The 20,967-nt window shown below is 72.1% G+C and carries 9 protein-coding genes and 2 pseudogenes; 2 read left to right on the plus strand and 9 right to left on the minus strand.

Annotated features, from left to right (window positions below; translation table 11 throughout):
• Positions 1-6 precede the first annotated feature (6 nt).
• From V4Y04_RS25990 to V4Y04_RS26005, 4 genes are all read right to left on the minus strand, one after another.
• Positions 7-1,458: a maltokinase N-terminal cap-like domain-containing protein gene (locus tag V4Y04_RS25990; RefSeq protein ID WP_332430742.1), complete on the minus strand. Its 1,452-nt coding sequence runs from the start codon at positions 1,456-1,458 to the stop codon at positions 7-9.
• A gap of 284 nt (positions 1,459-1,742) precedes the next feature.
• Positions 1,743-3,470: a maltose alpha-D-glucosyltransferase gene (gene treS / locus V4Y04_RS25995; RefSeq protein ID WP_332430743.1), complete on the minus strand. Its 1,728-nt coding sequence runs from the start codon at positions 3,468-3,470 to the stop codon at positions 1,743-1,745.
• On the minus strand, positions 3,467-5,608 hold the full coding sequence (locus tag V4Y04_RS26000; RefSeq protein WP_332430744.1) for an alpha-1,4-glucan--maltose-1-phosphate maltosyltransferase: 2,142 nt from the start codon (positions 5,606-5,608) through the stop codon (positions 3,467-3,469). The genes treS and V4Y04_RS26000 overlap by 4 nt, the downstream gene beginning before the upstream one ends.
• 577 nt (positions 5,609-6,185) lie before the next feature.
• Positions 6,186-7,400 carry a S8 family peptidase gene (locus V4Y04_RS26005; RefSeq protein ID WP_332430745.1) on the minus strand — a complete coding sequence of 405 codons (1,215 nt, stop codon included), beginning with the start codon at positions 7,398-7,400 and terminating at the stop codon, positions 6,186-6,188.
• A 290-nt stretch (positions 7,401-7,690) separates the two neighbouring features.
• On the opposite strand from V4Y04_RS26005, the gene V4Y04_RS26010 reads away from it, so the two are divergent.
• A complete protein-coding gene (locus tag V4Y04_RS26010; protein ID WP_332430746.1) occupies positions 7,691-10,366 on the plus strand; it encodes a glycosyltransferase family 1 protein in 2,676 nt (891 codons plus the stop codon).
• A 286-nt stretch (positions 10,367-10,652) separates the two neighbouring features.
• Here the strand turns inward: V4Y04_RS26010 and V4Y04_RS26015 are convergent, their stop codons facing one another.
• The 3 genes and pseudogenes from V4Y04_RS26015 to V4Y04_RS26025 all read right to left on the minus strand — a co-directional run.
• Entirely contained in the window at positions 10,653-11,174 is a 522-nt protein-coding gene (locus tag V4Y04_RS26015) for a DUF1990 family protein (RefSeq protein ID WP_332430747.1), read from the minus strand.
• 172 nt (positions 11,175-11,346) lie between these two features.
• Complete coding sequence (locus tag V4Y04_RS26020; RefSeq protein ID WP_332430748.1) at positions 11,347-13,401, minus strand: M4 family metallopeptidase; 2,055 nt, start codon at positions 13,399-13,401, stop codon at positions 11,347-11,349.
• A 592-nt stretch (positions 13,402-13,993) separates the two neighbouring features.
• Positions 13,994-15,265 (minus strand): annotated as a pseudogene (locus V4Y04_RS26025) (ABC transporter ATP-binding protein); the annotation flags it as partial.
• Positions 15,266-15,468: 203 nt separating this feature from the next.
• Between V4Y04_RS26025 and V4Y04_RS26030 the strand changes: the two are divergent.
• Positions 15,469-17,061 (plus strand): annotated as a pseudogene (locus V4Y04_RS26030) (IS200/IS605 family accessory protein TnpB-related protein).
• 51 nt (positions 17,062-17,112) lie between these two features.
• Here V4Y04_RS26030 and V4Y04_RS26035 read toward each other — a convergent pair.
• Together V4Y04_RS26035 and V4Y04_RS26040 are read right to left on the minus strand one after the other, a co-directional pair.
• Positions 17,113-18,993, minus strand: a complete 1,881-nt coding sequence (locus tag V4Y04_RS26035; protein ID WP_332430749.1) for an ABC transporter ATP-binding protein — start codon at positions 18,991-18,993, stop codon at positions 17,113-17,115.
• Entirely contained in the window at positions 18,990-20,843 is a 1,854-nt protein-coding gene (locus V4Y04_RS26040; protein WP_332430750.1) for an ABC transporter ATP-binding protein, read from the minus strand. Before V4Y04_RS26040 ends, V4Y04_RS26035 begins: the two co-directional genes overlap by 4 nt.
• Positions 20,844-20,967: the final 124 nt, after the last annotated feature.

Raw genomic sequence — 20,967 nt, forward strand, 5'->3', positions numbered from 1 at the left:
GTCGGGTCAGGTCAGGTCGGGTCCGGTCGGGTCAGGTCCGGCGAGTCTGCGCACCGCCGCCAACGGGACCGGAAGCCACTGGGGCCGGTGCCGGGCCTCGTACAGCACCTCGTAGACGGCCTTGTCCGTCTCGTACGCGCGCAGCATCACGGGATCGGTGCGCGGATCCGTGCCCGCCGCCTCCGCGTAGCCGGAGCAGTACGCCGCCCGGCAGTGCTCGGCCCAGTCCGGCTGCGGCGGGTCCGCGGAGCGGGCCGCGTAGTCGAAGGACCGCAGCATGGCGGCCACGTCCCGGACCACGGGCTGCGGCATCCGCCGCTCGGCGAGCGGCCGGGCCGGTTCGCCCTCGAAGTCGATCAGCGACCACTCTCCCCCACTGCCGAAAGCGTGGGAGGAGCCCCTGGCCGGGGACCGCAGGCACTGGCCGAGATGCAGATCGCCGTGCACCCGCTGGGCGGTCCAGGTCTGCCCCTCGGCGGCCAGGCCGTCCAGGGCGGTGTACGCCGAGCCGAGACCGGTCGCGTACGGCCGCAGCGCGGGCACCGCCCGGACGGCCGCCGCCAGCCGCTCGGTCATGCCGGCGACCATGGCCCGCAGCCCGCTGTGCCCCAGGGTGACCGTGGGCAGCGCGCGGGCCAGCGCGGTGTGCACCTCGGCGGTGGCCCGCCCCAGCGCCCGCGCCTCGGCGACGAAGTCCTCGCCCTTGGCCAGCTCCCGCAGCGCCAGCTCCCACCCGTCCGTCGCACCCTGCACGAACGGCTGGAGCACGCCCAGTACATGGGGCTCACCGGGATCGGCCGGGTCCGGGTCCGCGACCAGCCACGCCGTGGGCGGCGGTACTCGCGGGCAGCCCTCGCGGGCCAGCGCCAGCGGCAGCTCCAGATCGGGATTGATCCCGGGCACGATCCGGCGCAGCAACTTCAGGATGAACGTATCTCCGTAGACGACGGACGAATTCGACTGTTCGACCGTCATCAGGCGTGGCACCAGACCGGGCCGGATCTCCTGCCCCGGGTCCCGTTCGAAGCGCAGCCCGCCGATCCGGGCCCGGCTGCGCAGGGCCTCCAGGAGCAGTTCGGCGGGCCGGGTGTCGTGCAGGGCCTCGTAGACCGTCCGGCCGGCGAGCGGGCCCTCACTCACATGCCCGATCAGCGCGGGCGCCAGCCGGGGCGGCAGCGCCTCGCGCACGCCTATGAGGAGCTGGTAGCACTCTCCGGGCTGCTCCTGGCCGCCGTGGCCCGGTAACAGCGGCTGGTGGGCGCGTACGAGCAGGTGGTAAAGACCCAGCTTGGTGGTGGGCGGCAGCAGTTCGGTGGCCGCGACCAGGGCGAACCCGGTGACCGGGCGGTCCTTGCCGGCGAACCAGCGCTGCCGCGGCAGCCATTCCCTCAGGAGTGGATCAAGTGACGCAAGGAGGCCGGGCGGGCTCGTGACGGTGCGTGTGACGGCTTCCGACATGGCGTCGCGTCCTTTCCGCGTCGGGTGCGGAGGAGCGTCGGGTTGCGTGAAGGGTGCCCAGGGCGGGACGGAGGAAACCGTCCCGCCCTGATGGTGGCCAAAGGCCTCACCGGCGGATGCGGAGCCGGAACCATGGGCGTTCACGCCACTCGAAGCGGGAGCGTGTCCTTGCCGATCATTCGGAAAGGTTTCACGCGACAAGCGCGCAGTTGATGACCGAGCCGCCCCGCCCGGTGCCTGAACGGCCCGGGCGGTACCCCCATGGCGGGCTCGGGCCCTCTTGATCAGGGCGGCGTCACCGCGTCACCGCTCCCCGTGCTCTCCTGCCGCAGCCGGAACCAGTAGAAGCCGTGGCCCCCCAGGGTCAGCAGATACGGCAGTTCACCGATGGCCGGGAAGCGCACCCCGCCGAACAGCTCGACCGGATGGCGGCCCTCGAAGGCGCTCAGGTCGAGCTCGGTGGGCTGCGCGAAACGGGAGAAGTTGTTCACGCAGAGCACCAGATCGTCCTCGTACTCCCGCAGGAAGGCGAGGACGGCGGGATTGGAGGAGGGGAGTTCGGTGTAGGTGCCCAGGCCGAAGGCGTGGTTCTGCTTGCGGATCTCGATCATGCGGCGGGTCCAGTGCAGCAGCGACGACGGCGACGCCATGGACGCCTCGACGTTGGTGACCTGGTAGCCGTAAACCGGGTCCATGATCGTGGGCAGGAACAGCCGTCCGGGGTCGGAGGAGGAGAAGCCGGCGTTGCGGTCGGGGGTCCACTGCATGGGGGTGCGCACCGCGTCGCGGTCGCCGAGCCAGATGTTGTCGCCCATGCCGATCTCGTCGCCGTAGTAGAGGATCGGCGAGCCGGGCAGGGACAGCAGCAGGGCGTTGAAGAGTTCGATCTGGTTGCGGTCGTTGTCCAGCAGCGGGGCCAGGCGGCGGCGGATGCCGATGTTGGCGCGCATCCGCGGGTCCTTGGCGTACTCGGCCCACATGTAGTCGCGTTCCTCGTCGGTGACCATCTCCAGGGTCAGCTCGTCGTGGTTGCGCAGGAAGATGCCCCACTGGCAGCCCGACGGGATGGCCGGGGTCTTGGCCAGGATCTCGGAGACGGGGTAGCGCGACTCGCGTCGCACGGCCATGAAGATGCGGGGCATCACCGGGAAGTGGAACGCCATGTGGCACTCGTCGCCGCCGGCGGTGTAGTCGCCGAAGTAGTCGACGACGTCCTCCGGCCACTGGTTCGCCTCGGCGAGGACCACCGTGTCCGGGTACTGCGCGTCGATCTCCTTGCGCACCCGTTTCAGGAAGGTGTGCGTGGCCGGCAGGTTCTCGCAGTTGGTGCCCTCCTCCTGGTAGAGGTACGGCACGGCGTCCAGCCGGAAACCGTCGATGCCCAGGTCCAGCCAGAACTTCAGCGCGGAGATCACCTCCTCCTGCACGGCCGGGTTCTCGTAGTTGAGGTCCGGCTGGTGCGAGAAGAAGCGGTGCCAGTAGTACTGCCCGCGGACCTGGTCGTATGTCCAGTTGGAGGCCTCGGTGTCGACGAAGATGATCCGCGCGTCCTGGTACTGCTTGTCGTCGTCCGCCCAGACGTAGTAGTCCCCGTAGGGGCCGTCGGGGTTCTGGCGGGACTCCTGGAACCACGGGTGCTGGTCGCTGGTGTGGTTCATGACGAAGTCGATGATCACGCGCATGCCCCGCTGGTGGGCGGCGTCCACGAACTCCACGAAGTCGGCGAGGTCGCCGAACTCGGGCAGTACCGCGGTGTAGTCGGCGACGTCGTAACCGCCGTCGCGCAGCGGTGACTTGAAGAACGGAGGCAGCCAGAGGCAGTCGACGCCGAGCCACTGCAGATAGTCGAGCTTGGCGGTCAGCCCCTTCAGGTCACCGATGCCGTCGCCGTTGCTGTCCTGGAAGGAACGGACGAGGACCTCGTAGAAGACGGCACGCCTGAACCAGTCCGGGTCGCGGTCCTGCGCCGGTGTGTCCTCGAAGGTGTCCGGTACGGGCTCGTTGACGATCATGATGCGGGTGACCCTCCGATCTGCGGGGTGGACGGTCGGGACGGTCGCGCAGTCGTGCTGTGCGGGCCGGGGGGCGCGGTTCCGAAGGCCGAGACCGAGACCGAGGCCGAGGCCGAAGTCGTGCGGTCGTGGTCACGGCCGTCGTCGGCCCCCCGGCCGAGGACGAGCACATGCGCGCCGCCCGGCCCCAGACGCACGTAGTTGGCCCTGCCCCAGTGGTACGTCTCGCCGGTGAGTTCGTCGCGTACCGGTACCGACTCGTGCCGTTCCAGGCCGAGTTGCGGCATGTCCAACGAGACCGTGGCCTCCTGGGTGCGGTGGGGATCGAGGTTGGCGACCACCAGCACCGTGTTCGAACCCTGCCTCTTCGAGTAGGCGATGACCGAGTCTTTGTCCGCCTGGTGGAAACGGAGATTCCGCAGCCGGCGCAGGGCCGGATTCTCCCGGCGGATGGTGTTGAGGCGGGTGATGAGGGGGGCGATGGTGCGGCCGTGGTGTTCGGCGCCGGCCCAGTCGCGGGGGGTGAGCTGGTATTTCTCGGAGTCGAGGTATTCCTCGGAGCCCTCGCGCAGGGGGGTGTTCTCGCAGAGTTCGTAGCCGCTGTAGATGCCCCAGGTGGGGGAGAGGGTGGCGGCCAGGACGGCGCGGACCTCGAAGGCGGGGCGTCCGCCGTGCTGGAGGTAGGCGTGCAGGATGTCGGGGGTGTTGGTGAACAGGTTGGGCCGCATGTAGCAGGCGGCGTCGCCGGCCAGTTCGGTGAGGTACTCGGTCAGTTCCTGTTTGGTGGTGCGCCAGGTGAAGTAGGTGTAGGACTGCTGGAAGCCGATGGCGGCGAGGGTGTGCATCATCGCGGGGCGGGTGAAGGCCTCGGCCAGGAAGATGACGTCGGGGTCGGTGCGGTTGATGTCGGCGATGACGCGTTCCCAGAACGCGACGGGTTTGGTGTGGGGGTTGTCGACGCGGAAGATGCGTACGCCGGTGTTCATCCAGTGGCGCAGGATGCGGCAGGTCTCGGCGATCAGGCCGTCCATGTCGGCGTCGAAGGCGATGGGGTGGATGTCCTGGTATTTCTTGGGCGGGTTCTCGGCGTGGGCGATGGTGTTGTCGGGGCGGTGGTTGAACCACTGGGGGTGTTTGTGGACCCAGGGGTGGTCGGGGGAGCACTGCAGGGCGAAGTCCAGGGCGGTCTCGAGTCCGTGGCGGGTGGCCTGGCGGACGAACCAGGTGAAGTCCTCCAGGGTGCCCAGTTGTGGGTGGACGCTGTCGTGGCCGCCTTCGGGGGAGCCGATGGCCCAGGGGACGCCGACGTCGTCGGGTGTGGGGGTGAGGGTGTTGTTGCGTCCCTTGCGGTGGGTGGTGCCGATGGGGTGGATGGGGGGGAGGTAGAGGACGTCGAAGCCCATCGCGGCGATGGCGGGCAGTCGGCGGGCGGCGGTGCGGAAGGTGCCGTGGGGGTGGGTGGGGGTGCCCTCGGAGCGGGGGAAGAACTCGTACCAGGAGCCGTAGAGGGCGCGTTCGCGTTCCACGAGCAGGGGCATCGGGTCACTGGTGGTGACCAGTTCCCGCAGCGGATGGCGGGCCAGCACCGCGTCCACCTCCGGCACCGACGCCCCCGCCAGCCGGGACGACGCCGGACGCCGTGCGTCGCGCAGCGCGTCCACGGCGGTGAGGAGGGCGGCCCGTCGGTCCGGGTCCGGGACGTGGGCCGCCGCCCGTTCGTGGAGCCGGGCACCCTCCTCCAGGACCAGCTCCGTGTCGATCCCCGCCGGAATCTTGATCCGCGCGTGGCGCCGCCAGGTGGTGACCGGATCGCCCCACGCCTCCACGGTGTACGTCCAGTACCCCGTCCTCCCTGGGGTGACGGTGGCCCCCCACCGGTCGGTGCCGGGCGCCAGTTCCCGCATCGGCGTGAACGGCCCCCGCCGGCCCTCGGGGTCGGTCAGGACGACATTGGCGGCCACCGCGTCGTGCCCCTCACGGAACACGGTCGCCGTCACCTCGAACGTCTCCCCGACGACCGCCTTCGCCGGCCGACGCCCCTCGCGGACCACCGGCCGGACGTCGAGGACGGGGATACGGCCCACGGAGGTGGGGGAGGCGGTGCTTGGAGGGGCGGTGCTCAGGGGTGTGGCGCTCACGGAGCCCGCTCCCGCGGTGGGCGATGGTGCGGGTGCGGGTGCGGGCGGCGGCGCGGGCGCCGGATGTCCGCCCTTGCCGCTCGGCCGGACGGGAGATGCCGTGGAACCGCGTTTCGCGGACGGGCGCGGGCCGGGCTTCGGAGGCGGCCCGGAACCGGCCCGCACCGGCGCGGTGGAACCGGGTGCCGGCGGTGTCTTTGCGGTGCCGGGTGTCGGAGGGGATGACGAAGGGTGCTTGGCGGGCATGACCGCTCCTGTCCGCGTCAACGTAGGCGGGCGGATGACTGTGGGGAGGTGGGTCCTGCGGTGTCTGCGGTGTCCTGCGTAATACTCCGTGATGCTCCGTCGTGTTCCGTGGTGCACGGCGGTGTTCCTGAGGGGTGTACCGAAGGAGCCTTCCCACCCTGTTCGGGTGAGCAATCCGACACTTTGTTAACTACTCGCGCGTATGTCGACACACAAGACCGGCCTCGCCCGTACAGGGCGGAGCCGGTCCTTGACGGGCCGCTCCCACGCAGCCGTCAGCAAGCCTCCGGCGCCTCTCGTTCGGATCGGGCCGGATCCGAACGAGAGGCCCCTAGGGCGCCGGCGCCCGCAGCAGCCGGTTCGGCGAGCCGAGCCCGCGGCTGCTCACCTTCCCGGTCGTCGCCCCCTTGGCCAGGGCGTTCGCCACCTGTGCCGGAGTCGCCCGCCGGTGTCCGGCGAGGTACAGCGCCGCCGCGCCCGCCGCGTGCGGGGACGCCATCGACGTACCCGAGGCGGCGACTTGGCCGGTGTCGCTCGTGGCGGACGCCGAGGTGATGGCGACCCCGGGAGCGAACAGGTCGACGGCCGAGCCGTGATTGGAAAAGGCCGGTTTCTTGTCCTGCCGGTCGGTCGCGCCCACCGTGATCGCCTGTTTGATCCCCGCGGGTGAGTACAGCGCGGCCGCGTTCGCCTCATTGCCCGCCGCGACCGTGTAGCTGACGCCGGACGCGATGGAGGCGCGGACGGCGGCGTTCAGTTGCGCGTTGTGGAAGCCGCCGAGACTGAGGTTGGCGACCGCGGGCCTCTTCGCGTTCCGGGTCACCCAGTCGATGCCCGCGATCACCTGGGCCGTGGTGCCCGAACCCGCGTCGTCCAGCACGCGCACGGAGACGATCCGGGCCCGCTTCGCGACGCCGTACGTCTTCCCCGCGACGATGCCGGCCACATGGGTGCCGTGGCCGTTGCCGTCCTGGGCGGTCCGGTCGTTCTGGACGAAGTCCCAGCCGTGCCGGGCCCGGCCGCCGAAGTCCCGGTGCGAGATCCGTACGCCGGTGTCGATGACGTAGACCGTCACCCCGGCACCCGCCGTGTCCGGCGAGGCGTACCGCTTGTTCAGCGGCAGGTCCCGCTGGTCGACCCGGTCGAGTCCCCAGGACGGCGGGTTCTTCTGTGTGCCGGCCCCGGTCACCCGGGTGTCCTGGGTGACCGAGGAGACCCGGGGGTCGGCCGCGAGCCGCGCCGCCTGTCTCGCGTTCGCCCGGACGGCGTAGCCGTTCAGCACCGTGCCGTAGGTGTGGCTGATTCCCGCCCCGTGGCGCGCGGCGAGCTCTCTGCCCGCCGCCGAGCGGGCCGCGGTCCCCTCCTTCAATGTCACCAGGTAGCTGCCTGCCACGGAGCCGGGTGCTCCGGCGCCGGATATCCGCCCCATGGGCGCGGCGTGCGCGGGCAGGGTCGCGGCCGAAACCGTCGCGGCGCACAGGATCGCCGTCATGGTCGCCGTCATGCCCCCCGCCCGGCGCAGACGCCGCGTTCGCGTCCGTGCCATGGTCCGAGTTCCCCTCCTCGACTCGGCGTACGGCGTCGCGGGCCGGGGTGCACCCGGCGCGGGCCGGCACGCCATCGTGGCAGCGTCTCGTGCGGAACGAAGCCCCACAAGGGCGCCTACGGGTAGGGAATCGGCCATATCCGCCTTGTGGCGAATCGTTTGGCCCGGGGCGCGCCGGTGCCGGGTTGTCCGGCTTCCGCCGTGGATGCCGTTTCCGCCGGTAGTGTCGTGCGGGACGACCGGACGCACACTGCCGTCCCTCCGCACCGCGACTCGCGCCGAGGTGGAATTTGAAGGCGATCCGTCGATTCACCGTCCGACCCGTTCTCCCCGACCCCCTCCGGCCCCTCAGCGACCTGGCCCGCAATCTGCGCTGGTCCTGGCACGCGCCGACCGGCGACCTCTTCCAGTCCGTCGACCCCGAATGCTGGGCCGCCTGCGGCCGCGACCCCGTACGGCTGCTGGGCAGCGTGGGGCCCGAGCGGCTCGCCGAGCTGGCCGGCGACCGCGCGTTCCTGGACCGCCTCGACGCGGCCGCGGACGACCTGCACACGTACATGACCGGCGACCGCTGGTACCAGACCCAGTCCGGCACCCGGCCGCGTAGCGACCAACTGCCCGCAGCCATCGCCTACTTCTCCCCGGAGTTCGGCATCACGGCCGCTCTGCCGCAGTACTCCGGCGGGCTCGGCATCCTCGCCGGCGACCATCTCAAGGCCGCCAGCGACCTCGGCGTCCCGCTGATCGGTGTCGGCCTGCTCTACCGGCACGGGTACTTCCGCCAGAGCCTGTCCCGGGACGGCTGGCAGCAGGAGCACTACCCCGTCCTCGACCCCAACGAGCTGCCCCTCGTCCAGCTCAAGGAGCCGGACGGCACGCCTGCCCTGGTGAGCCTCGCGCTGCCCGGCGGCCGGTCGCTGCGCGCCCGGATCTGGCTGGCCCAGGTGGGCAGGGTCCCCCTGCTCCTGCTGGACTCCGACGTCGAGGAGAACGACCTCGGCGAACGCGGCGTCACCGACCGGCTCTACGGCGGCGGCAGCGAGCACCGGCTCCTCCAGGAGATGCTGCTCGGCATAGGGGGTGTGCGGGCGGTGCGCGCGTACTGCCGGCTCACCGGACACGCGGCGCCCGAGGTGTTCCACACCAACGAGGGCCACGCCGGTTTCCTCGGCCTGGAGCGCATCGCCGAACTGGGCTCCGACGGGCTGGAGTTCGACGCCGCTCTGGAGGCCGTCCGGGCCGGGACCGTGTTCACCACGCACACCCCCGTACCGGCCGGCATCGACCGCTTCGACCGCGACCTGGTCGCCCGCCACTTCGGCCCCGACGCCGAACTGCCGGGCATCGACGTCGACCGCGTCATCGGACTGGGCCGGGAGACGTATCCCGGCGGCGAACCCGGCCTCTTCAACATGGCCGTGATGGGCCTGCGCCTCGCCCAGCGCGCCAACGGCGTGTCCCTGCTGCACGGCAGCGTCAGCCGCGAGATGTTCGCCGGACTCTGGCCCGGATTCGACCCCGAGGAGGTGCCCATCACCTCCGTGACCAACGGGGTGCACGCGCCCACCTGGGTCGCCCCCGAGGTGCTCCGGCTCGGCGCCCGGCAGATCGGTGCCGAGCGCGCCGAGGAGGCACTGACCGTCGGCGGCTCGGACCGCTGGGACTCGGTCGCGGACATCCCGGACGAGGACATCTGGGAGCTGCGCCGGTCCCTGCGCACCCTGCTGGTGATGGAGGTGCGGGAGCGGCTGCGCGCCTCCTGGCGGCAGCGCGGCGCCGGGACGGCGGAACTGGGCTGGGTCGACCGGGTGCTCGACCCGGACGTGCTGACCATCGGGTTCGCCCGGCGGGTCCCCTCGTACAAGCGGCTGACGCTGATGCTGCAGGACCGGGACCGGCTGACGAACCTGCTGCTGCACCCCGAGCGGCCGGTGCAGATCGTGGTCGCGGGCAAGGCGCACCCGGCGGACGAGAGCGGCAAGCGGCTCATCCAGGAGCTGGTCCGGTTCGCCGACGAACCCCGTGTGCGGCACCGCATCGTGTTCCTGCCCGACTACGGCATGGCGATGGCGCAGAAGCTCTACCCCGGCTGCGACATCTGGCTGAACAACCCGCTGCGGCCGCTGGAGGCGTGCGGCACCAGCGGCATGAAGGCCGCTCTCAACGGCTGCCTCAACCTCTCGGTGCTGGACGGCTGGTGGGACGAGTGGTTCCAGCCCGACTTCGGCTGGGCCGTCCCCACCGCGGACGGGGCGGATGGGGGCACCCCCACGCTTTCGGCAGTGGGGGACGACCCCGACCGGCGCGACGCCATAGAGGCCGCCGCGCTGTACGACCTGCTGGAGCAGCGGATCACCCCGCGCTTCTACGAGCGGGGCGAGAGCGGGCTGCCGGACCGGTGGCTGGAGATGGTCCGGCACACCCTGAGCCTGCTCGGGCCGAAGGTGCTGGCCGGCCGTATGGTCCGCGAGTACGTCGAGCGCCTGTACGCGCCCGCCGCCGGCGGCCACCGCGCGATGGACCCGGACGCCGCGCGGGACCTCGCCCGGTGGAAGACGCGGGTGCGCGCCGCCTGGCACGGCGTGACCGTCGACCACGTCGAGACGTCGGAGACGACGGGCACGGCGGGCACGGCGGAACTCGGCACCACCCTCGGGCTGCGGGTGCGCGTCGGCCTCGGCGGCCTCGGCCCGGACGACGTCGAGGTCCAGGCGGTCTCCGGGCGGGTGGACGAGGAGGACCGCATCGCCGACGGGACCCCCGTGCCGCTGAAGCCGGTGGGCGCCGCCGACCTGGAGGGCCGCTGGGTGTACGAGGGCCCGCTCTCCCTGGACCGCACCGGGCCGTTCGGCTACACGGTCCGTATCCTGCCCAGCCACCGGCTGCTGGCGCAGGGCATGGAACTGGGCCTGGTCGCGGTCCCCTCGGAGGACGTCCTGGGGGCCGCCGGGTTACTGATGCGGTGAGGCGCCGGTAGCGGTAGCGGGCGGTGCCAGGGCCGGTCCGGCGGATCACGTCGGAGGCGCCGACGGCACCTTGTCGACGCAGGCGAGCGGGGGCGTGGTGGCCCCTCCCTGTTCGTGGGGGTCCTCCCTGTTCATGGGCCCCCTGTTCGAGAGGTGCCGAGAACTCGGAGAGGCGCCGAGAGCTCGGGGGAAGGTCCAGCCGCAAGGCGGAGGAGGACGTGCCGGGCCCCGCGCCTTGGGCATGATCCGCCGGACAGGCGCTGGCGGGCGGATGCTGCGGAGGGCCTCAGAACTCCTTGAGGCCCTCCGTCGCGAGCCGGCGCAGGACCGTGCCGCAGCGGCGGGCGTACGCATGCTGCAGCCCGCGCGCAGCCGGGCCGGCCGCACGGGAGTACCACCTGGCCGGCCTGCTGAACGCCGAGACGGTCAGCCACACCGTCCCGTCACCGGTACGGTCCACGACGAAGGACTCCTCACCGCGCTCCGGATGACCGGGCAGCGTGCCGTAGGCCCAGCCGGCTCTGCGGTACTCCTCCACCGTCCAGACCACCCGGCAGGGCGCTCGGACCACTCCGGCGAGCGTGACGGTGACGTCGACACCGGGCGCCGCGCGGTCGGCGGAGGGGGCGAACCCGACCCCCAGGGCCCGGTGCAGCTCCCAGGTGAGGACCGCCTCCGAGCCCTGGCGGAAGACCGCCTCACCCTCGCCGAGGCGGGTGCGGACGTGCAGGGGGTGGAATCCGGGAGGGCAGAAACCCGGCTCGCGGGTCGCGCCGACATGGTCGTAGGTGAAGTCCGCCGAAGACATGGGACCCAAGGGTAGGGCGGCCACCCGAGCCGCCCGCACGGCGGGGCGCCGTCCCGGAGGTCCGGCCTCCGGGACGGCGCCCCGTCTTCACCCGGTGCTCACGGGCCGGGCGCCGCGGCCCGCGCATGACGGCCGCGCTTCACGGCCCGCGCGGGACGCCTGCCCGTCACGGCTACGGGAAGGTGAGCCCCCAGCCGTTGATGTAGCCGGTGTCCCGTGAGGCCTGGTCCTGCACCCGCAGCTGCCAGGTGCCGTTGGCGGTCTCGGAGGAGGCGTTGACCGTGTAGGTCTCGTTGACGTTGTCCGCCGAGCCGCCGGTGCGGTTCCTCAGGCGGTACGCCGTGCCGTCCGGGGCCAGCAGGTCGATGACCAGGTCACCGCTCCAGGTGTGCACGATGTCCACCGAGACCTGGAGGTTGGAGGGCGCGTTGCCCGTCCGGCCGGAGACGGTGATCGACGACGTCACCGCGGCGCCCGCGTCCGGGATCGCCACGTCGGTGGTGTTCTCGAAGGACGTACCGCCGCCACCGCCGCCGCCGGAGCGTGCGCCGACGTTGATGCCGGCCCAGGCGTCCTGTACCGCCTTGTATTCGGCGCTGTCCGCGCCGTACAGCTCACCGGTGGCCGCGAGGGTGCCGGTGCGGGCGCCCGCGTAGTTGGTGGTCGAGGTGAACTTGGTGGTCAGCGCGCGGAACCAGATCTTCTCCGCCTTGGCGCGGCCGATGCCGGTGACCGGCAGGCCGTCCGAGGTGGGCGAGTCGTAGCTGACGCCGTTGATGGTCTTGGTGCCGCTGCCCTCGCTCAGCAGGTAGAAGAAGTGGTTGGCGGGGCCGGAGGAGTAGTGCACGTCGATCGAGCCGATCCCGGAGTACCAGGCGTCCTTGGACGCGCCGTCCTTGCTCGGCTTGTCCATGTAGCGCAACGGGGTCCCGTTGCCGTTGATGTTTATCTCCTCGCCGATGAGGTAGTCACCGACGTCGGAGGGGTTGGCCGCGTAGAACTCGACGGTCGAGCCGAAGATGTCGCTGGTCGCCTCGTTGAGGCCGCCGGACTCGCCGCTGTAGACGAGGCCCGCGGTGTTCGAGGTGAGGCCGTGGGTCATCTCGTGCGCGGCGACGTCGATCGAGGTCAGCGGGTTGGCGTTGCCGGATCCGTCGCCGTAGGTCATGCAGAAGCAGCTGTCCGACCAGAAGGCGTTGACGTAGTTGTTGCCGTAGTGGACCCGGGAGTAGGCGCCCACGCCGTTGCCGCGGATACCGCTGCGGCCGTGCACGTTCTTGTAGTAGTCCCAGGTCAGCGCGGCCCCGTAGTGGGCGTCGGCGGCGGCCGACTCCAGGTTGGACGGGCTGCCGTTGCCCCAGACGTCGTCGGAGCCGGAGAACAGGGTGCCGGTGCCGGAGGTGCCGCGGTTCAGGTTGTACGTCTTGTGCCCGCCGCGCGCGCCGTCGGTGAGGTTGTACGTCGACCCGGACTGGGTGGAGGTCAGGTCGACGGTGCCGCTGTAGACGGTGTGGCCGGTCGCGTTCTGGACGGCCTGCCACTCGTACAGCTTCTCGCCCGTGGTGGCGTCGGTGACGACGTGCAGCTCCTGTGGGGTGCCGTCGTGCTGGAGTCCGCCGACGACCGTCTCGTACGCCACCGTGGGGGTGCCGCTCGCGGCCCAGATCACCTTGCGCGGGGCGACGTCCACGTCGGGGCTCTGGGCGTCCTCGGCCTGCGCGGCGGACAGGGCCTGCCGCTCGGCCTTGGCGGTGGACACCTTGGCGGTGGTCGTGGCGGGCTTCACCGCGGCCCGGGTGGCCTTGACGACAGACTCGGTCTCGCCGGGCTTCCGGCCCTGCACGACGAGGTCGCCGCCGAGGACGGGCAGGCCGTCGTAGGTGCGCTCGTAGCGGACGTGGACGGTGCCGTCGCGGTCCTTGAGGACGTCACGGACGACGAGCCTCTCCTTCGCGCCCAGGCCGAGGTCCTCGGCGGTGTCCGCCTTGGTGGCGTTCGCCTCGCGGATCAGTTCGGCGCGCTGGGCCGGGGTGAGCCGGACCGACTCCGCGGCGGGCTTCGCCTGTCCGGCGGCCGGCGCGGAGTCCGGGGCCGCGGTGGCGCTGCCGGCCTGCACGGCCGTGGCGACCAGGGCGGCGACCCCGGCGAGGGCGACCGCGGCGGTGCGGCGGCGCGTCGTGAGGGGGGTGGCGTGGGGGGTGCGTCTGTGGGAGGAGCTGCTTCTCAACACTGACTCCTTCTGCACGGCCGCGGGTTGTGCGGCCAGGGGAGACCGGCCGGCTGGTGAGCCGGCCGGGCAGAACAGGGCGGTACGCGGTACCACGTGCTGCTGTGCTGGAGCGATGGCCGGGGCGCGACGGTTCGGTGGCGCTGGGGGGTTGCTGTGGGGTTGTCGCGCGAGGGCCGTGGGAAGAGTGGCAGGTGACTGCGGTTTCTGTCAGGAGCGCGTCAGAAACTTGGCCGGAAACCGTTCGTTGTACGGGAGTTCAGGTTCGGTATACGAACGGGTTGATGTGCGGGGCGTGGAGCGCGCGAGGTGGGCCGGGGGCACGGCGCGGGCATCAACCGCCGGCGGGCATGAGGCGCGTGACATCGATGGATCCCTCTTCGGCCCGCGGCTCGGGGACGAGCGCCGGAGGACCGCCGGCACGACGAACGTGGCGAGGACCGGATTCCGCAGGTCAGGACCGGGCTCCCCAGTGGGTGACGGCCCTGTCGGCGCGGGCGAGGAGGCGTACCGCCCACCGCCGGGCGCCCCTCCGCCGGGCGCCCCTCCGCCGGGCGCTCCACCGCCCTCCGCCCCTCCGCCGGGCGCCGGGCTACGGCCCGTCCGGCCGGTTCGGCCGGTCTCCGTGCCACGAGTGCCAGAGCGCCGCGTACGCCCCGCCCGCCGCCACCAGGTTCTCGTGCGTGCCGAGTTCGGTCAGCCGGCCGTCCTCCATCACCGCCACGCGGTCCGCGTCGTGCGCGGTGTGCAGCCGGTGCGCGATCGCGATGACGGTGCGTCCCGCGAGGACGGCGGCCAGCGCGAGCTCGGTGTGGCGCGCGGTCGTCGGGTCGAGCAGGGCGGTCGCCTCGTCGAGGATCAGTGTGTGCGGATCCGCCAGCACCACCCGGGCCAGAGCCAGTTGCTGGGCCTGGGAGCCGTCCGGGACACAACCGCCCTGCCCCAGCCCGGTGTCCAGGCCCTCCGGCAGCTCCCGCACCCATGTGTCGGCGCCCACCACGGCCAGCGCGGCCCACAACTCGCCGTCCTCCGCGCCCGGTTCGGCGATGCGCAGATTGTCGCGCACCGAACCGAGGAAGACGTGGTGCTCCTGAGTGACCAGCACGACCTGCCGGCGCAGCAGATCCGGGTCCAGCCGGGCCACGGGCGCTCCGCCCACCGTCACCGTCCCGGCGGTCGGCGCGTCCACGCCCGCGAGCAGTCGGCTCAGCGTGGTCTTGCCCGCGCCGGACGGCCCCACCACGGCCAGCCGCTCACCCGGCCGCACCGTCAGATCGACCCCGCGCAGCACCTCGGCGCCCCCGTCGTAGGCGTAGCGCACACCGGTCACGTCGATGCGGTCACCGGCCGGATCCGGAACGTCCCCGTGCCCCGCCGCGCACGGCACCCTCGCCAACCCCTCCACCCGGGCGAACGAGGCACTGCTGCTCTGCAGTTGCTCGATCCGCATCAACACCTCGTCCAGTGGCCCGCTCAACTGCAGCAGATACAGGGCGGCGCTCACCACCGCGCCCAGGCTCACCGCGCCCCGTCCGTGCAGCGCCCCGCCGATCAGGAGTACGCCGGCCACCGGGACGGCGTACGAGACCTCCACCACCGGGAAGAACACCGTCCGCAGGAACAGGGTGTGGAACCGGGCTCGCCGGGCGGTCTCCAGCGCCTCCCGGCTCGCCCGGACCCGCTGCCGCCGGAGCCCGAACGCCTCCACCGCGCGCGCCCCCGCCGCCGTCGCCGCGACGATCTCCGCCACATCCGAGACGGCCGCGCCCTCGGCGAGGTATCCGGCGCGGGCCCGGCGCAGATACCAGCGCAGCACGAACCCGATCGGGGCGAGCCCCAGCAGGCCGAGGGCGCCCAGCAAGGGGTTGGTAGCTGCTGGAGTTTGGCTGAGCACGAGTGTGTTCTGGTGTGCATGAGTGAGCGCAGATGGGCGCGGTCACGGCCGGGAGTGGGTGCTGTCCCGCCGGAAGGGGGAATGGGGGTTCGTCTGCCGAATGCGTGACCTTTGCGCGTGGTGTTCGTTGGGCGGGGTGAGTAGGGCATGACGACTTGGCGGAGGAGTGTGGGGTGGGCGGTCTGCGGGAGCTGGCGGCGCCGTCTGTGGCACCCGGTCCGTCGGGGGTGGCGATCCGTACCCGGCTGAAGCAGCTCACGGCGGCCGATGAGGAGGTGTTGCGGCGGGTGGGCGCGCATCTGGGCACGCTGGCCTGTCGTGACCTGAAGACCCGCCGCCACGACGGCCTCGATCACGACGCGCAGGCGTGGGCGGTGCGCAAGCGGGAGCTGACTCCGCTCTCGTCGGCCCGCTGGGCGGGTGCGATCACCAAAGCCACGCACGATCAGTGGGCGCTGGCCCGCCGTTGCGCGCTCGCCCACCTCCAGAACCTGGAAGCCGGTATCCGTACCCTGCGCCACCGGCTGTCCCTGCCACTCGGCCAGAAGGGTTCGAAGAAGGCGCCGGGTGGTTACCGCAGTCGGCGCGAGTGGCATGCCAAGGCCCGCCGCCTGCAGGTGCTGGAGGACCGGCTGGCGCGGGAGCGCGCCGCCTGGACGGCCGGGCGGGTGCACATGGTGCGCGGCGGTAAACGCCTGGCCCGGATGCGGCACCAGCTGCCCGCCGCACGGCTCACCGAGCTCCAGTGGCGTGCACGCTGGGAGGCGGCCCGCTGGTTCCTGCGGGCGGACGGGGAGAGCGGAAAACGCTACGGGAACGAGACGATCCGCATCAGCCCGGACGGTGAGGTCAGCATCAGACTGCCCGCCCCCCTCGCAGGCCTGGCCAATGCTCCGCACGGCCGGTATGTCCTCACCGGCCGGATCCACTTCGCGCACCGGGGGCAGGAGTGGGCCGACCGGGTGGCAGCGAACCGGGCCGTCGCCTACCGCATCCACTACGACCCGGCCCGCGCGCTGGTATGTGACCGCGTCCTGGCAGATCCCCGTGTCACAGACGATCTCCCTGGCGGCGGTGCTGGCCGACGGGGTGATCGGGGTGGACACCAATGCCGATCACCTGGCCGCCTGGCGCCTCGATGTGCACGGCAACCCGACCGGCAGCCCGCGCCGGTTCTGCTTCGACCTGTCCGGCACCGCCGACCATCGCGACGCCCAGGTCCGCCACGCCCTGACCCGGCTGCTGCACTGGGCCCGTACCTGTGGGGTGCGGGCGATCGCGGTGGAGGACCTGGACTTCACCGCGGAGAAGACCCGTGAGAAACACGGCCGCAACAAGCGGTTTCGGCGGCTGGTCTCCGGCCTGCCCACCGGCCGGCTCCGCGCCCGCCTCGTCTCGATGACCGACGCCATGGGCATCACCGTCATCGCCGTGGACCCCGCCTACACCTCGAAGTGGGGCGCCCAGCACTGGCAGAAGCCGCTCACCTCGAAGAACCGTAGGACCACCCGGCACGATGCGGCGAGCATCGCGATCGGGCGACGCGCCCAAGGGCACCCGATCCGGCGACGGACGACACCGCCCCGTGCACACCAGAGCGATGTGCACGGGCATCGGACCGTCCAGGCCGGACCGGATGCTCCCGGGCGTGAGGGACCCCGCCGCCGGACGCGGAACGAACGCGGGGGACCAGGACACCCAACACCGTTCGGGGTGTCCGCAGTGAGCGGGAACGGGTCCAGGACCCACTCCCGCTCACTGACTAGGAACGGTCCCCGTACGCGTCGATCATCCACTTCCCCCCTGCGCTGCCGCGCCTACGCCAGACTGTCCCGCCACGCCCGGTGCAGGTCCGAGAAGCGGCCCGTGCCCGCGACGAGTTCGGCCGGAGGGCCGTCCTCCACGATCCGGCCGTGTTCCATCACCAGGACGCGGTCCGCGATCTCCACGGTGGACAGGCGGTGGGCGATCACCACCGCCGTACGGCCCCGCAGCACCGTCGCCATCGCGCGCTGCACCGCCCGCTCCCCGGGAACGTCCAGCGAACTGGTCGCCTCGTCCAGGATCAGCACGGCGGGATCGGCGAGCAACGCCCTCGCGAACGCCACGAGCTGGCGCTGACCGGCCGAGATGCGGCCGCCCCGCTTGCGTACGTCGGTGTCGTAGCCGTCCGGGAGGGCGCTGATGAAATCGTGCGCGCCGATCTCCTTCGCCGCCTGCTCGATCTCCGCGCGGCCGGCCTCCGGACGGCCGAGGGCGATGTTCTCGGCGACCGTGCCGGAGAACAGGAACGCCTCCTGCGTCACCATGACCACCCCGCGCCGCAGTTCGGGCCCCGGCAGGTCGCGCAGGTCGACGCCGTCGAGCAGGACCCGGCCGTCGGTGGGGTCGTAGAAGCGGGCGAGCAGCTTCGCCAGCGTCGACTTGCCCGCCCCGGTCGAGCCGACCACCGCGACGGTCTGCCCGGCGGGGAGCGTCAGATCGAAACGGGGCAGCACCTCACCACCGGTGCGGTACGCGAACCGGACCCCCTCGAAGACGACCTCGCGCCCCGGATGCTCCGACCGCCGCTCCGGCAGCTCACGGGGGGACACCGGCTCCGGCACGGACGGGACCTGGGCCAGCAGACCGGCGATCTTCTCCAGCGAGGCCGCCGCCGACTGGTATGCGTTGAGGAACATGCCCAGCCGGTCGATCGGGTCGTACAGGCGCCGCAGATACAGCACCGCCGCCGCCAGCACACCGAGCGCGAGCGTCCCCTCCGCCACCCGGTAGGCGCCCCACAGCACGGCCAGCGCGACCGTCGTGTTGGCGGTCACCCGCGAGCCGACGACATAGCGGGCCATCTCCAGCAGCGCGTCGCCGTTGGTCCGCTCGTGCCGCCGGTTCAGCTCCCGGAACGCGGCGTCGTTGACGGACTCGCGGCGGAAGGCGCGCACCGCGCGGATACCGTTCATCGTCTCGACGAACTTCACGATCACCGAGGCGATCGCCGTGGACCGCAGCCGGTACACCTCGGAGGCCCGCCGCCGGTACGACCGTACGAGTGCGTACAGCGGGACGAAGGACGCCACCGCCACCGCGCCGAGCCCGAGGTCCAGCCAGAGCAGCAGCACCGCGATGTAGACGCAGGACACGATGACCGTCACCAGTTCCTGCAGGCCCTCCTCCAGCAGCTCCCGCAGCGACTCGACGTCCGTGGTGGAGCGGGAGATGAGCCGGCCCGAGGTGTAGCGCTCGTGGAAGTCGACGCTGAGCGCCTGCGCGTGCCGGAAGATCCGGCCGCGCAGATCCAGCAGCACATCCTGGCTGACCCGGGCGGCGGTGGCGATGAACGCGTACTGCAGCACGCCGCCCGAGGCCGCGCACAGCAGATAGCCCACGGCCACCGCGATCAGCGGCCCGTGGTCGGCGGACCGGAACGCGGGTACGCCCCGGTCGATCGCGTACGCCACCAGCAGCGGGCCCGCCTGCACCGCCGCCTGCTGGAGCAGCAGCAGAAGCGCCGTCAGGGCGACCCGGCCGGGCATCGGCGCCAACAGGGAGCGCAGCAGGACGCCGTCGGCGCCCGGGGGAGTGGGCAGGACGTCCCGGTCGAAGGGGTCGCCGGCCTCCGGGGTCCGCGGCTCGTCGTCCCTGCCGTCCCTGCCGCCCTTGTCGTCCTCGTCGCGGGCGGGTGCGGTGGGAGCCGCCGTCATCGCTGGTTCTCCTGTTCCGACCGGTTCGCCCGGTCCGGCTGTTCGACCTGGTCCGACTGCTCCGCCACCGGGTCGCCGGCCATGAGGTGGGCGTACTCGGCGTTGGTGCGCAGCAGTTCATGGTGGGTGCCGACCGCCGTGATCCGGCCGCCGGAGAGGAGGGCGACGCGGTCGGCCAGCAGGACCGTGGACGGGCGGTGCGCCACGATCAGGGCCGTGGTGTCGGCGAGCACCCGGCGCAGGGCGGCCTCGACCGCGGCCTCCGTGTGCACGTCGAGCGCGGACAGCGGATCGTCCAGCACCAGGAAGCCGGGCCGCCCGACCACCGCGCGGGCCAGCGCGAGACGCTGCCGCTGCCCGCCGGAGAGACTGAGCCCCTGCTCGCCGACCTGGGTGTCGGCGCCCTGCGGCAGTGCGTTCACGAAGCCGGCCTGCGCCACGTCCAGCGCCCGCTCCAACTCGGCCCTCCCGGCCCCGGCCCCCGCGCCCATCAGTACGTTCTCCCCGACCGTGGCCGAGAACAGGGTGGGTTCCTCGAAGGCGACGGAGACCCTGCGCCGCAGCTCCTCGCGGGAGAGCGCGGTGATGTCCGTGCCGTCCAGAGTGATCCGCCCCGAGGTCGCCTCGTGCAGCCGGGGCACCAGGGCGGTGAGCGTGGTCTTGCCGCTGCCGGTCGCGCCGACCAGGGCCATCGACTCACCGGACCGGATGTGCAGGTCGACCCGGTCCAGGACGGGCAGGGACCCGGAAGGGGCGTCGGGATAGCGGAAGGTGACGTCGTGGAAGCGCAGCCCGTCGCCGCCCGCGGGGGCGGCCGGAGTCCGTGGGCCGTCGGGGCCCGGCTGCTCCTCCTCGGCGTCCATCACCTCGAAGTACCGCTCGGTCGCGGTCGCCGCCTCCTGGCTCATCGCCAGCAGGAAGCCGATCGAGTCCACGGGCCAGCGCAGCGCCAGGGCCGTCGTCAGGAACGCCACCAGGGTGCCCGCGGACAGGTCCCCGTCGGCCACCCGCATGGTCCCCAGCACCAGTGTCGCGCCGATGGCCAGCTCCGGGAGCGTCACGATGACGCTCATGATGGCGCCCAGCAGCCGGGCCTTGCGCAGCTCCGTCCCGCGCAGATCCTCGGACAGCTTCCGGAACGCCCGCGCCTGGCTGCGGTGCCGTCCGAACCCCTTGATGACGCGGATGCCGAGCACGCTCTCCTCGACGACCGTCGTCAGATCGCCGACCTGGTCCTGCCCGAGCCGCGACGCCCTGGAGTACCGCTTCTCGAAGAGCACGCAGGTGACCATCACCGGCACGACGGGAACCAGGACCACCAGTCCCAGAGACCGGTCCTGGACCAGCATGATGATCACGCCGACAAGGATCGTCACCCCGTTGACCAGCAGAAACGTCAACGGGAAGGCCAGGAACATCCGCAGCAGCATCAGATCCGTGGTCCCCCGGGACAGCAACTGCCCCGATGGCCACCGGTCGTGGAACGCCACCGGCAGCCGCTGCAGATGCCGGTAGAGGCCCGCCCGCATTCCCGCCTCGACACCCGCCAGCGGGCGCGCCACCAGCCACCGCCGGAGCCCGAACAGCAGCGCCTCCGCGAGCCCGAGCAGCAGCAGGTACAGCGCGCCGAGCCACACACCCGCCGGGTCCCGGCCGGCGACGGGGCCGTCCACCATCCACTTCAGGACCAGTGGGATGACCAGACCGATGCACGAGGCGAGGATCGCGATGAAAGCGGCGGTGAACAGCCGCGCCCGCACGGGCCGCACGTACGGCCACAGACGCAGCAACGAGCGGACTGTGGAGCGCGTTTCGAGGGGTGGGGGCGCGGGTGGGAGTGTGGTGGCCATCAGCAGCGAGCCTACGGATCGCCACTGACACTGCCCACCGAGTTTTGGCCGGACTCCGCTGGTCCGCGGGACCTACGACCGACGTCCGGCCCCGTCAACGGGCCCGCACGCGACCTGCGCCGTG

The sequence above is a fragment of the Streptomyces sp. P9-A2 genome (genome assembly GCF_036634175.1).
GTDB classification, from domain to species: domain Bacteria; phylum Actinomycetota; class Actinomycetes; order Streptomycetales; family Streptomycetaceae; genus Streptomyces; species Streptomyces pratens.